This window comes from Caldalkalibacillus salinus (assembly GCF_016745835.1).
Taxonomy (GTDB): Bacteria; Bacillota; Bacilli; order Caldalkalibacillales; family JCM-10596; genus Caldalkalibacillus_A; species Caldalkalibacillus_A salinus.
On sequence record NZ_JAERVL010000015.1, the window covers coordinates 65,837 to 79,992 of the forward strand.

At 43.9% G+C, this 14,156-nt stretch carries 15 protein-coding genes; 1 reads left to right on the forward strand and 14 read right to left on the reverse strand.

What is annotated here, in order from left to right; all coding sequences use genetic code 11:
- The first annotated feature begins 80 nt into the window (after positions 1-80).
- Positions 81-461 carry a TIGR04086 family membrane protein gene (locus JKM87_RS09875; protein WP_202080189.1) on the forward strand — a complete coding sequence of 127 codons (381 nt, stop codon included), beginning with the start codon at positions 81-83 and terminating at the stop codon, positions 459-461.
- Positions 462-513: 52 nt separating this feature from the next.
- Here the strand turns inward: JKM87_RS09875 and yajC are convergent, their stop codons facing one another.
- From yajC to thrB, 14 genes are all read right to left on the reverse strand, one after another.
- Complete coding sequence (yajC, locus tag JKM87_RS09880; protein ID WP_202080190.1) at positions 514-783, reverse strand: preprotein translocase subunit YajC; 270 nt, start codon at positions 781-783, stop codon at positions 514-516.
- Positions 784-810: 27 nt separating this feature from the next.
- Entirely contained in the window at positions 811-1,947 is a 1,137-nt protein-coding gene (tgt, locus tag JKM87_RS09885; protein ID WP_202080191.1) for a tRNA guanosine(34) transglycosylase Tgt, read from the reverse strand.
- 30 nt (positions 1,948-1,977) lie between these two features.
- Positions 1,978-3,006, reverse strand: a complete 1,029-nt coding sequence (gene queA / locus JKM87_RS09890) for a tRNA preQ1(34) S-adenosylmethionine ribosyltransferase-isomerase QueA (RefSeq protein WP_202080192.1) — start codon at positions 3,004-3,006, stop codon at positions 1,978-1,980.
- Positions 3,007-3,040: 34 nt separating this feature from the next.
- Positions 3,041-5,155, reverse strand: coding sequence for a SpoIID/LytB domain-containing protein (locus JKM87_RS09895; protein ID WP_202080193.1), 2,115 nt, complete (start codon positions 5,153-5,155; stop codon positions 3,041-3,043).
- A gap of 16 nt (positions 5,156-5,171) precedes the next feature.
- Positions 5,172-6,170, reverse strand: a complete 999-nt coding sequence (ruvB, locus tag JKM87_RS09900; protein WP_202080194.1) for a Holliday junction branch migration DNA helicase RuvB — start codon at positions 6,168-6,170, stop codon at positions 5,172-5,174.
- Positions 6,171-6,205: 35 nt separating this feature from the next.
- Positions 6,206-6,844 (reverse strand): Holliday junction branch migration protein RuvA, encoded by a 639-nt coding sequence (gene ruvA, locus JKM87_RS09905; protein ID WP_202080195.1) that lies wholly within the window; start codon positions 6,842-6,844, stop codon positions 6,206-6,208.
- Positions 6,844-7,344, reverse strand: a complete 501-nt coding sequence (gene ruvC / locus JKM87_RS09910; protein ID WP_202080196.1) for a crossover junction endodeoxyribonuclease RuvC — start codon at positions 7,342-7,344, stop codon at positions 6,844-6,846. The genes ruvA and ruvC overlap by 1 nt, the downstream gene beginning before the upstream one ends.
- Positions 7,345-7,531: 187 nt before the next feature.
- Entirely contained in the window at positions 7,532-8,125 is a 594-nt protein-coding gene (locus JKM87_RS09915) for a BofC C-terminal domain-containing protein (protein WP_202080197.1), read from the reverse strand.
- Between the two features lie 74 nt (positions 8,126-8,199).
- A complete protein-coding gene (locus tag JKM87_RS09920; protein ID WP_202080198.1) occupies positions 8,200-8,958 on the reverse strand; it encodes a YebC/PmpR family DNA-binding transcriptional regulator in 759 nt (252 codons plus the stop codon).
- 190 nt (positions 8,959-9,148) lie between these two features.
- A complete protein-coding gene (locus tag JKM87_RS09925) occupies positions 9,149-9,868 on the reverse strand; it encodes a YhcN/YlaJ family sporulation lipoprotein (RefSeq protein ID WP_202080199.1) in 720 nt (239 codons plus the stop codon).
- An 83-nt stretch (positions 9,869-9,951) separates the two neighbouring features.
- Entirely contained in the window at positions 9,952-10,983 is a 1,032-nt protein-coding gene (locus JKM87_RS09930) for a protein kinase family protein (RefSeq protein WP_202080200.1), read from the reverse strand.
- Positions 10,984-11,119: 136 nt separating this feature from the next.
- Positions 11,120-12,124: a SafA/ExsA family spore coat assembly protein gene (gene safA, locus JKM87_RS09935; protein ID WP_202080201.1), complete on the reverse strand. Its 1,005-nt coding sequence runs from the start codon at positions 12,122-12,124 to the stop codon at positions 11,120-11,122.
- A 62-nt stretch (positions 12,125-12,186) separates the two neighbouring features.
- Entirely contained in the window at positions 12,187-13,065 is an 879-nt protein-coding gene (gene pheA, locus JKM87_RS09940; protein ID WP_202080202.1) for a prephenate dehydratase, read from the reverse strand.
- Between the two features lie 139 nt (positions 13,066-13,204).
- Positions 13,205-14,155: a homoserine kinase gene (thrB, locus tag JKM87_RS09945; RefSeq protein ID WP_202080203.1), complete on the reverse strand. Its 951-nt coding sequence runs from the start codon at positions 14,153-14,155 to the stop codon at positions 13,205-13,207.
- Position 14,156 lies beyond the last annotated feature (1 nt).

Genomic DNA, 14,156 nt, shown 5'->3' on the forward strand with positions numbered 1-14,156 from the left:
TTTTCCTTTTCCAAAAGAAGTATAAATGACGGTTGTCCTGAATATGTTTGTACAAACATCATTCGAGAGGAGAGAGTATTATGGGGAGTCGTCGCAATTGGGTGGCTATGCTCTATGGTCTCACGGGTATCGTTGTCATCTTACTTGTGATCAGCCTGTTTTTATCTTTGCTTCTTCACCTTAGCGCGGTAAAAGAATCCTCTGTTCAATGGGTTCTTTTACCCATGACCTTATTGTCCTTATTTATAGGGGGTGCGATCGCTGGGTTCCGTTCAGGACAAAAAGGGTGGTATGTAGGGGGGATGACTGGCGTTCTTTTTCTGCTTCTGATTTGGTTAATTTCTTACTTAGGGTTTAACACGGCATTATCGGTGAAAAGTACAGTCATATACGTGTCTTATCTCCTTCTGACCATATTAGGTGGTATGATCGGCGTCAATATAAGCCCTCATCGAGACTGAGACAAAAAGAAAAAACCCTGCAACACTTGCAGGGTTCCCTTATGTATTCGGCTTAATCGTCCTTAACCACAGCGTTAACCGCTGTTCGTTCAAACGTTAAGCGCACGTTATCTGCCACTTTTAACGTGGCCTTGTCGTCTGTTAGGTCTACGATTGTTCCGTGTAAGCCACCGATCGTGATCACCTTGTCCCCTTTTTGCAGCGCATTAAGCATGTCATTTCGCTCTCTTTGACGCTTTTGCTGTGGACGAATCAGTAAAAAGTAAAACACAGCAAACATAAGCACGAGCGGTAGGATAAAGCCCATAATATCGCCTTCCATGTTTGTCTACCTCCTTTTCTTACTCGATTAAAAAGCACGAGCGTCTGGTTTGTTTAACCCATAGGTCTCAAAGAACTCATTACGATAATCAAGAAGTCTGTCTTCTTTTATCGCCTCTCTTATATTTTCCATTAAATGAATCAAAAAGTAAAGGTTATGATAGGTTGTGAGTTGAAATCCGAACGTTTCGTTACATTTAATCAGATGACGGATATAAGCACGTGAATAGTTTTGACAAGTGTAGCATTGACAATTCGGATCTAAAGGTCCAAAATCCCTTGCATACTTGGCATTACGTACAACCACTCGCCCCTCACTCGTCATCGTCGTCCCATTTCTAGCGATACGTGTCGGCAACACACAGTCAAACATATCAATCCCTCTTATCACGCCATCTAACAAGGCATCCGGTGAACCGACACCCATTAAATAACGGGGTTTATGTGTTGGTAACAATGGTGTTGTTTCCTCTAAAACTTGATTCATGAGATCCTTAGGTTCCCCAACACTGAGACCTCCTATCGCGTATCCTGGAAAATCAAACGGGACGAGTTCATCCACACTCTGCCTTCTCAAATCCGCATGCATCCCGCCTTGGACAATCCCGAATAGCGCTTGGTCCTGAGGTCTTTGATGTGCTTGTAAGCATCTCTCTGCCCACCTCGTTGTTCTCTCAAGGGACTTCTTCACATAGTCTCTCTCTGCAGGGTAAGGGGGACACTCGTCAAAAGCCATCATGATGTCGGGCCCTAAAGCATTCTGTATCTCCGTTGCCTTCTCCGGACTAATAAATAACTTTTCACCGTTGAGGTGGCTTCTAAAAGCCACTCCTTCCTCGGTAATTTTGCGCATATCACTTAAACTGAAGACTTGAAATCCACCACTATCTGTCAGTATTGGTCGGTCCCAGTTCATAAATGTATGCAACCCACCTGCTTCCTGCACGATATCGTGTCCGGGGCGCAGGAACAAGTGATACGTGTTACTGAGGATAATTTGGGCCTTCATCTCCTTTAACTGTTCAGGGCTCATGGTCTTCACAGTCGCTAAAGTGCCCACAGGCATAAAAATTGGGGTATCAATCACACCGTGGGGTGTATGTAATTTTCCCAATCGGGCCCCCGTTTGTTTACATGTCTTTATATGTTCATATCTGACTCCCATACGTGCCTCCTTATGGTCCTATATCTTAATCTATAAAATTAACATTGCATCTCCAAAGCTAAAAAATCGGTAGCGCTGTTCAATGGCTTCTCTATACGCCTTCATAATGTAGTCACGGCTGGCTAAAGCACTGACCAACATAAGCAAAGTCGACTTAGGCAAATGAAAATTCGTTAATAAGCCTGTGATAGCCTGAAATTCAAAACCTGGATAGATAAAGATATCAGTCCAACCACTCGTCTTAATAAAATGGCCGTTGCCTTGGCGAATCACCGTTTCAAGGGTACGAGCTGAAGTGGTACCGACAGCAATAATTCTTCTCCCCTCTGCCTTTGCCTGGTTCAGTTCGTCCGCCGCTTCTTGCTCAAGTTGGTAATACTCTGCATGCATTTTGTGATTCTCCACGTCTTCTACCGCTACGGGGCGAAAAGTACCTAACCCCACATGTAACGTGAGATAGGTCAGACGCACGCCTTTATCCTCTAATGTTTGGAGGAGTTCATCTGTAAAATGTAAACCCGCTGTCGGGGCTGCAGCAGACCCTTGTTCAGAGGCATAAACAGTCTGATACCTCTCAGGGTCGTCTAGTTGTTCACGAATATAGGGAGGCAAAGGCATTTGTCCTAAACGTTCAAGATGTTCTTCAAAAACGCCCTCAAACTCAAAGCGCAGCTTCCTGCCCCCTTCTTCAAGTTCCTCTACACACACTGCTTTTAATGCACCATCGCCGAAGGAAACCACAGTCCCTATTTTGACTCGTTTAGCCGGTTTAACTAACCCTTCCCAAACATGTCCTTCTGCTCGTTTTAATAAAAGCACTTCTATGTTCGCGCCTGTCTCTTCCTTTGTGCCGATTAACCTAGCAGGAAGAACCCTCGTGTTATTTAACACGAGGGTGTCACCGGCCTGTAACAGATCAACAATATTTCTAAACACGAGATGTTTTATATTGCCACTATCACGATGCAGGTGTAACAGCTTTGATTGCGTACGATCTTCTAAAGGCGTTTGTGCGATAAGTTCTTCCGGTAAATCAAAATCAAATGCGTCTACTTTCATCTTTCAATCCCCAATTCTAAACGATAATCTTATTTTAATACTTTGTTTCTAATTTTACATTGTTATGAAAATAGTGTTTCAACATCTGCTCATAATCATACCCATTGTTTGCCATACGATACATGCCCCATTGGGAGGCACCTAACCCATGGCCAAATCCATGACCATGCAATCTGAATAAAGGCTTTTTAGAGAGTATACGTGTGTCTAATTCCTGATTGACAGCAACGAATTGCGTTTGATTGACATTCACTTCTACCGTCTTATCAGGCTCGCCCTGTAAGGCGTATAGTGTTGTACTTTGGGTAGAATCTCTTGGATAATCCACTTGCTGACCATCCGCCCCTAAAACTGTGAATTCTCCCATCGCCTCCACTTCGAATTTGGTGGAGCGAAGGTTTCCTGTACCATCTTTAAAGACAGAACGATGGGCATCTGGTGTTGAAGTCTGAATGGCTTGTCCATTGGCCTCCATAGATAACACCCGTCCTGACGGTCCTCTTTCAGTCACCTCTAGTTGATAAACAGGGCTACGCACAGATGATGACTGAATGTCTCTCTCGTTTATCCAACGCTGTAATTGTTCTCCAGTGTATGGTCCCGCTATCCAAGAGTAAGCATTATCTTGTCTCACTTCATCGAGTATCAGTACACGTGCCCCTTGGGAAAGGGTACCGATCCGATTGTGACGAGTTGACGGACCTGCACGGAAGTTTAACGACGATGTATTAACGGTCCCGAATGTAAATGTTAAATCTGTGTCCGATGGTCCTTGTGTCCCTTTATCAATGTATTCACTGGATACATAGCCTATTTGCCCCTGGCCATCTTGTATACGATACCAGCGTACTTGTACTGTTTCTGGATAAGCATCATCACTTTCAACACGATTATGGTGTTCAAGGTCCTGTCGCCACACTTCTGACCCGTTTGCTGTCATGCCACCAGCGTTGGAATGATAAAAAGTAGCAAAGATATGACCACCGAACGTAAGAAATTGGCCACTGGTTTGATCGACAGCCTGTCGTACGTCCTGTGCCTCCCGTCCATATCCATGGTAAGCTTGTTCAAAGACGGAATCGGATAAATGGGCCACCCCATATTTATTTTCTTGTATCTGATTATAAGCATAGTTTCGAGACATCACAGCTTGAGCTTTTAACGCTTCTATCGGCCAACCTGTGGACATTTCTGTACCAACGACACTATATAAATAAGATTCCAAAGGTAAAACATTAACCACTGTAAAATGACCATTATGTTGCGTTAGTTCCATTTTGCCCCTATACTGACGCTGATCTTTCTCTTCCACTGTTATCAGTGGAACACTTGATGTTTCGGACGACAAAACTTCTAAAGTACTTCGTGTATCCACAGATATGTAAGGGACATTTGCGCTATCCGTTATGACACGCCCGTAATGCAATATATAGTCGGTAGCCTTTGCCGGTTGAAATGTCATATCAGAATAGCTTTGTTGTAACGTGCTCTGCAAGGCTTGTCTTTCTTGTTCGTTCGCAGCATCTCCCATCCATACCTCATAACTGATTTGATCACCAGCGTTCACTTGAGCTAAGTAAGCTGGAATGTCACTATCACCTTGTTGCATTCGTTGTAACCTTTGTTGAGCAGATTTCAAGGAGGTGAATTGCCCCGCCTGTACCCGATATGGGCCGGCGACCTGCGGGTTATAAGACATCTGCTGAGACACTTGTCTCTGCAACTGACTGATGGCTGCATGATCCGTAGCAGAGCCTAATACCACTCGATAATAATCCGTTCCCTGCATTTGTATTTGAACGAGGTCAGCGTTGTAACCACTTTGACTTAAGGCATTGTTGACCTGACGTGCTTGAGACGCATCGGTTGTTTCAGCCACCAGTAAATAAAAATCATCCAAACGAAAACGACTTTCAGACACGTGACCAATATTATCAAAACGCCCATTCCCATTTTGATAAGTGAGTGCCTCATCGCTACTTAAAGTCACTGATTGGACCGTTTCACGATAGCCACTTCCTGTATCTACGAATAGCGCAACTCGTATTTCGTTCGTTACAGCCTGCACATGATCAAAAGACGCTCCCCCTAACCAAGTACTTAATACAAAGACAAATATTAAGACGGCTTTCAAACCCCATTTCAACATACCTTTCCCCTCCTGCTTATTCTGGGTAATCAAGTCCAAAATGCTGATAGGCGAGTGGTGTGGCCATCCGCCCCCGGTTCGTCCGTTGTATGAATCCAATTTGCATCAGGTATGGTTCGTATACATCCTCAACCGTATCTGATTCTTCCCCAATCATAGCGGATATCGTATCAACGCCCACTGGGCCACCTCTAAAATGATCAATAATAGCCTGTAGCAGCTTATGGTCGATATGGTCGAGTCCCTGACGATCTACTTGCAGCTTTTCAAGCGCTTCTTCGGCAATCTCTCTCGTAATCACGCCTTCACCTGCCACTTGAGCAAAATCACGTACTCGTTTTAGGAGACGGTTAGCAATTCTTGGTGTTCCTCTAGAACGTAAAGCAATTTCGTTCGCTGCGTCCTCCTTGATATCTACTTGTAGAATATCAGCTGCACGAGAGATAATATAACCCAAGTCGTCCTTATTATAATATTCGAGTCTACACACAACACCAAAGCGATCACGCAAAGGTGCCGACAGTCTTCCAGCCCGTGTCGTTGCGCCTACCAATGTGAATTGCGGTAAGTCTAAGCGTACGGATCGTGCACTCGGCCCCTTGCCGATCATGATGTCCAAACAATAATCCTCCATAGCAGGGTATAAAACTTCTTCTACACTCCGATTGAGTCGGTGGATCTCATCAATAAATAAGACGTCACCTTCCTGTAAATTGGTAAGTATGGCGGCTAGGTCACCCGCACGCTCAATAGCCGGACCTGACGTCGTCCGTAGATTAACTCCTAACTCATTTGCAATGATATTGGAGAGTGTGGTTTTCCCCAGTCCTGGAGGGCCATATAGTAAAACGTGATCCAGGGCCTCCTCCCTTAACTTAGCCGCTTCTATAAATACTTTAAGGTTGTCTTTGACTTTCTGTTGTCCTATGTATTCAGCCAAATAACGGGGACGTAAGCTAAGTTCAACCTCAGTATCAGCCTCCGTTAATTCTGAGGTAATGATACGGTCTTCCATTCTCATTCCCCTTTCTCTTTATCTCTTTATACGAATCACTTCATGAGAAGTTGTAGTCCTTTCTTAATATACTGATCCGTTGTCCAGTCTTCATCACCTTGCTTTTGAAGTTGAGAAGAGACTTGCTTCACTTCCTTGTCCGAGTAGCCCAACGCCTTTAAGGCTTCTAGCGCTTCACGCTGAACGTCTGAATAATCGCTAGTAACGGTCACAGGAGCCTCATCCTCCAACAGTGTGGGACTAACCTCTTGTTCTGAAACAAAGTGGGGTAAGAGATCATCCAGTTTATCTTTCAGATCTAGAATAATCCGTTGCGCTGTTTTTTTACCTACGCCGGGAAACTTTGTCAAGATATTCACATGATCATTTTTAATAGCTTCGATTACACGCCAAACTTGACCTGAAGCCACAATCGCTAAGGCTCCTTTTGGCCCGACACCTGACACCTGAAGCAGCCGCGTGAATAACGCTCGTTCTTCCCGAGTGGCAAAACCAAACAAGCTTAACTGATCCTCTCTGACGTACTGATATGTATATAGGATTAACTCTTGTCCTTCTTTGCCTTGGTATACGTACGGGTTTCCACAGTGTATATGATACCCGACGCCATGCGTCTCAAGCACCACGTAATCCAAATCTAAATGAGCTAACGTTCCTCTAATATAATCAATCATTACAACCGCCTCTTCTCCACTAGTTGATGCATATGCCCGGAATGGGCTTCACAGATGGCTACAGCCAATGCGTCTGCCACATCATCCGGTTTAGGTCTTTCTTTTAGATTTAATAACATACGAACCATTTCCTGGACTTGCTTCTTTTCCGCTTGTCCATAGCCCACAACGGCCTGCTTGACTTGTAACGGTGTGTATTCCGTAATGGGAACTTCCGCTTCTTCAGCAGCTAAGAGCATGACGCCACGCGCTTGCCCAACGGTAAAGGCTGTCGTGACGTTACGGTTAAAATAAAGCTTTTCGATGCCCATAACATCGGGTTTATATTTATCAATCAGATGAGTCATTGCCTCATAAATCTGCTTTAACCTCGTTTCCGTTCTCAATCCTGCTTCAGTAACGATACTGCCATACTGTACAGGACGAAGCTGATGTCCCTGCTTCTCAACCACGCCAAAACCTACGATCGCAATACCAGGGTCGATTCCTAATATTAGCATGCTTTTCTCTCCCATTTCACGAACATATATTTCCTATATCTTCACACATTTTACCACAGAGACAGAAGAGTGAAAAGCAAGTGATTGCAACGAAAAAAAGACCACAGCATGAACTGTAGTCTATTAACATCGTTATTGACATGTGAAGACTTATTTAAGACCATTCTTCATTTAACTAAAGCTACGATCACTGTTCTGCAAATGGACTATAGGTGGATAGGACACCTAAGTATTCTTCCATACTCTCAATTCTAATGCCTTGAATCAGCGTTTCTACTTCTTCTTGTGGTAAAAGGGACTCTAACTTTTTGGTATCAATTCTGAAAAAGGTTTGAATCACTTTGTTGTCTGACGGTGGCCCTTCAAAAATCGTGAGCACACCGTCCTGGTCTATTCCGAAGTAACCTGTCTCTTTACAGCGCTCTGAAAGATCATCACTTACTTCTCGACCTAGTACATAGTGCCCGCCATTACGCTCTAATACTTTCCATCTATAACCGTGTTCCGTCAACCAGTCCTCCATCTCTCGCTGATGGTGGAATTGTAGCTTCTCCGTTTCCACCCCACAGACATAATGAGTCTGTAGGGTGATGGTAAACTGTTGGGTTGACGCTGCAGCTTGTTGTTGTATGTCTATATTTTCCTTAACAGCAAGGCTCGGTGTTGTACTAATGGAAGTAAGGTGAAAACCATTGATAAGAAAAAACATAATGCTACCGATGGCCACTAAACTTTTGGCTCTTCTTAACATTTTTCTGAGTCTTCTCAGTAAACGAGACATCTCAAAAACCCCTTTTATACTGGAATTTTTGTTTTAGTATTTCCAGCAGCAAGGGGGTTATGCAAAGACAATTTTTAGTTGTGGCTCAAGCGCTCCACCGTTTCATTATCCATCTCTACATTGGAATAAACGTTTTGAACATCATCGTTATCTTCTAGTGCATCAATCAATTTAAGCATTTGCTCCGCATCTTCGCCATGTAGTGCGACGTATGTGGCAGGAACCATCGTGATTTCACTCGAGTCAAAGGAAACCCCTTGGGCTTCTAATCCTTCTTTAACCTCCTCATAAGCTTGAGGTGTGGTATATATTTCAAACGATGATTCGTCATCTGTGATATCCTCTGCTCCTGCTTCTAAGGCTTCTAACATCACCTCTTCTTCACTTAACGGGCTGTCCGACTTCGTAAAGCTAAGGACCCCTTTGCGCTCAAATAAGTATGACACACACCCTGTTTCGCCCAAATTCCCACTATTTTTGTTAAATATGTGACGGATATCTGCTGCAGACCGATTGCGGTTATCTGTTAATGCTTCAACCATGACAGCAACCCCACCTGGTCCATAACCCTCATATAGTATTTCTTCGTATTGAACCCCATCTACGTCGCCGAGTGCTTTTTTTATGGTTCTGTCTATATTGTCATTAGGCATGTTGGCCTCTTTTGCTTTTTGTAAGGCTAACCTTAATCGTGTATTCGTTGTGGTATCGTCTCCCCCGCTACGAACTGAAGCAAATATTTCCTTTGAGATCTTTGTGAATACCTTTGCTCTTCTGGCATCTTGCCGTCCTTTACGGTGCTGTATATTCTTCCATTTAGAATGACCTGCCACGTCATTCCACCTCCCAATGTGTAATCAATCACATACACAGTGTAGCACATTGTTTGGGGATCTCGGTAGGGGGCCTAAATCCATACAAAAAAGCAGGCAAGGATCTGCCCGCTTTTTGCATGAATATTTCTCAAGACACTCATGATAAATACTGGCTCGTTAATAAACGAATGATTCGTGGTGACATGTGTTATTGATTGCCTTCACCAACAGATCGTCCAATATCTCTTAATAACCTTTGCATTTCTCTGCCTGTGTCTTCAATTGGACCATTTTGGTTCTGGTTCTGGTTTTGGTTACCCATATTACCGAGGCGTCCAAAAATGTCAGCATCGTCGGTAATGTGAACCTGCTGCCCTCTCGTGTCTTGTTGCACTTCTTGTTCAACACGTTTCATCACTTCGTCTCTGTTACCGTTAGTCTCTACACCACAGACTACGTCATCACCATCAACCATGACACGAGCATCTTCTACACCAGGTACGGATAGAATTCTCTGCTCTAAGTCACGCGCCATTTCAGTATTTTCATTTCCGAAACGCATGTTGCCACGATTTAACCTGCTTGCATCCTGCATACGTGTGCCTTTTCCACCGCCGAGGAAAGCACCACCGCGGACACCATTGCCCATATTTCTTCTGTTATCGGTTCCTCTGTCTTCGTCACCGATCCGGCCAGCTAAGCCTCTGTATCGTGGGTCGGTGTAATTTTGATCTCGCCCCATCAAACCTTGACGGTCACGTATGTCATTGGTCCCAATGGAACGATTGTCATTCTGATGCGTTCTCTCTTGATACTGTCCAGCAGAACGTAATCTCTGATCATCAGCTGCTCCTTGATCTCCAGGTGTACATGCCACCGTTGCACCCATGACGAGTGCAAGTGTTAGTCCTAATGCTGTTTTTTTCATTTAATAAAAGCCCCCCTTCATCCTTATGTTGATGTTTTTGGAGGGCTTTTAGTCGAGTTAAGATGTTCCTTCACTAGGTAATATTATCTTTTAAGAAAAAAGCGATGCTGTAGATACTGTGTTTGGTACTGGTGTACAAACAACCGTCTTTTTTCCCAGTTCTGGTATAGCTGTTGAGATTGCTCCACTAACTGTTGAGGATGAAAAGTCACATGGGTATTCCATAGTCCTTTCCACTCTCGGAAGATGTCATGAGGAAAACATAACATTAACTGTAAAATAATCAATTGATTTACCGACAGTGGGTTGATGGACATATATCTGGAAACAAACGCATCAGCTATGTCTTTACACCATCCATAATGGTCCAAAATACTTGTCATATATTGAGCAATGTCTAATAATTCTGTGGCATTAGCCATCCGATCATAATCGATTAAATAATAATGACGGTGACGCTGTACAAGCAAATTAGGTGTGAGTACGTCTAAATGGGCCACTTGACCTTTTCTCGATGCTTCTGCTTCTACCCCTCGCAGGTTGTGACTAGGTACGCACTGAAGGACCCATGTTCCCCATGCGAGTGCTTCCTCAACATAAGGGATGAGATCCTTCACAAATCCGTCCCTTCCTTCATTACTTTCAAGAAATTTATTGGCTTGTGTCACCCGATGAACCCATTGGTTTTCTAAGGAAGACATTTTGGGGGCTATTGGAGACACTGGTGTGACTTTCGCTTGCTTGTGAAAATCGGCGAGGAGCTCGATACCATCCATAACTTCATCCATCTGAGCAGGATTAACCGGACGCCCTTCAACTTTGGGAGCAACAGCGATAAATTGCTGATTAAAAGGTGTGCAGTACGCCTCATTCTCGTTTGGAATAAAGGGCACGATACCTGTCATTCCTCTTTGTAAGAAATGCTCTAGGCACTTGGCCTGCCACAGTAGATTCTCTTCGGAAGGAAAGAATTTGACTATATACGTCTGCTCTGAACCAAGTGCTCTAATTTCATATACGCGACCGAGCTTGACGGCTTTAATGTTCATCGTGGTCAGATGATATGCCTGCTCTAACAACTCGAGTAACTTGGTTTCTAAAGCTAAGACACTCAAGCCATAGCCCCCTTCTACCTAAAAATTAGCCCATGTTCTTATCACATGCAAGGGACTTTTTTCACTTGTCGCGCTTGCTCGGATAAGAAGATATGGGCCAATATTTACCACTGTTAGTCATCTGGTTCATTCAATTTTACTGATCTGTAAATTCATCTCCTTGATCTACAGGTTCATAATAATCTTCTCTTGCACAGCCGCAGTCCTTTTTCTTTTTGTGACCATATGGACTCGTTTTCCCATGGGTGGACATGCCACCGTAAGGAGATGGGTATCCTGGTGCACCGTATTCTGGACCTCCATAGGGTGAAGGTGCTCCTGCGCCATACCCATCACTACCATACGGAGACATCTGTGGCATTCCCATCGGTGACTGAACGCCCTGAACTTGCCCCGGTTGTGGCGTTCCGTACATCATACCGGGATACTGTCCATATTGCGGGCCTGGGCCATAAGGCTGCCCCATCCCGTGCGGACCCATCCCGTGTGGGCTTGGTGGATAGGGTGGGCATGGGTGGTGAGACACATTAGGTTTTTGTGGTTTATAAGGCTTAGGCATTGCTTTGGGCTTTGCAGGTTGCACTTTTTGAACCGGTAATGGTTTGTGATGGTGTTGGTGAGACACTTGTTTTTGATGTTGATCCATTTCTACAATGACCTGATTCACGATATCCGGTTTCTTTTGATCCATAATAGCATCTACAATACTTGGTAATTGCTGACTTACTAAGTCTTTTACCATTTGTTGAATATCATCTAATTTTCCAAGGTCAGGCTTAGGTAGATCAAATTTATCCTTCTTGGGTGTTTCTTTCTTTGGTAATTCTTTTGGCACTTCTTTTTTTGGTAATTCTTTAGGGATGTCTTTTTTTGGTAATTCTTTAGGGATGTCTTTTTTCGGCAGCTGAGCCTTGGGTAACTCCTTTTTCGGTAGATCTTTTTTCGGTAACTCTTTCTTTGGCAATTCCTTTTTGGTTTTCGCTTGCACAGCGGAACTCGGAATTTTAATTTTCATTCCGGGCATAATCATATCTGGATTTGTTAATTGCGGGTTTGCCGCTTTCAACTCGTCAAAATCAACACCATACTGCTCTGCAAGCTTCCATAGGGTATCACCTTTTTGTACTGTGTGAATTTTCACTTTGTGATTACCTCCCCTTAAAACATAAGTCCCTATATCTTATGCCTAGGGAGGTCATTTGCTCATATTTTTTTAATAAAAGAAGGATAACTTCCTAGAAAGTGAACATCACAACCTAGTGCGTCAATCTCTGCTAAGGCACCGGGTAGTAAAACTTCATCCATGGCATGATCAACATCAAGGAAAAAGTAGTATGATCCTAAACCTTTTTTGGTTGGCCTTGATTCTATCCTTGTTAAGTTTAGTTTTCTCCAAGAAAAAGCAGCCAGTACTTGATATAATGCGCCAGGGTAATCTTCGGGTAGAGTGATGAGCAAGGAACTCTTATAAGACGCTTGATGCTCTTCTGCCGTGACCCACTTTTCTTTTCCGGCTAGCACAAAACGCGTATAGTTGTTACCGTAGTCCTGTATATCCTCATGTAAAATCTTCAAGTCGTTCATTGAAGCTGCCCATCTATTACCGACAGCGACCGCTCGTTGATCGGAGTGACGACTGACCCACTCTGCAGCTTCTGCGGTGCTCTTCATATATTCCCACTTCGCTTGAGGATAACGATCCTTCAGAAACTGCTGGCATTGAGCGACTGCGTGAGGGTGTGAATATATGGTGTTTATATCGTTTGGTGAACAGTCCTGTAAAGCGGGATGGCACATCACCACCTGTTGAATCGGCAAGTGCAGTTCTGCTTGAATGGTTAATTCAGGGTGCAAAGTAAACCAGTCTAAGGTCATATTAACAGAACCTTCGATCGAATTTTCTATGGGGACAAAGGCGTAATCACACTTATCCTGCAGGCTATATTCTAAAGTATCTGGGATAGACGGGGCTGCAATAATAGAAGTTTCTCCCTTATTAGTCTGTTCATAAGCAAGCAGACTGTGTAATGCTTCTTCCGTGAATGTACCGTGCGGCCCTAAAAAGGCAATTGAGTATGACAATGCTCTTCTCTCCTATACATCTCTAGTTTCTATATCTCCTATCTCACAGAAATGATTTTTTGTATTGAAAAGATCATCTCATGTGTTGTTCTGAGATAAGTTTTATCTATCATACACGCTAAATGATCGTTTAAACAAGTCACTTTTTAGCTAATTGAGATAAAGTTTCTGATGTCGCGATCGCCCCTTGTCGATCAATGTCCAGCTCGGTCACTCTGAGGCCATCATCCTGTGTTTTAAGATGATATTCCATTCTTTCTTTCACATCAGTGATTATAGATGATTGGGAGACGAGTGCCAACACAGTGGGGCCAGCACCGCTAATCATATAACCTAATAATCCATTTTGTTTCTCTTCGCTCATTAACGGAGCCAAACCTGATATGAGATCCGTTCGATAAGGCTGGTGAAGACGATCCTGTAACCCCTCCTGCATCGCTCGCTCATCGGCTCTAAGGATCGCGGAGATGAGCAATCCAAATCGGCTGACATTATAAATGACATCGTGTTTGTCGTAAGCCGACGGTAATATGCCCCGCGCTTCCTTCGTTGATAATGGATAGGAGGGAATGGCCGCAATCCATTTCCAATTTTCTGGAAAATGGAGTGTTTGATAACATACAGACCCTGTCGCTGGATCGATGGTACCCAGAAAAACGCCCCCGAATAAACTAGCTCCTACGTTGTCAGGGTGTCCTTCTTCTCTGGCAGCTAGATGTAGCAACTCTTGGTTTGTGAGTGGACCGTCTAACCATTCATTTGCTAATTTTAAGCCTGCCACATAGGCTGAAGCACTGCTTCCCAAACCGCGAGTGAGCGGGATATCTGACGTAACCGTGATATGCAAGGAAGGCAGGGGGCGCCCTACATACTCGTATACGTCAGTCATGGCTTTCCAAATAAGATTATCCGTTGCACTGATATTCGCTTGCTGCAGTGCGTCCGTTTTCCATTCGAAGGACACGTGATCAGACGCCTGTGCCGTGACCGTCGTATACAGTTGAAAGGCGACGCCTATACTATCAAAACCTGAACCTAAGTTCGCCGTACTTGCTGGCACTCTTACTGTTATTGACCTATGTTCATTCATG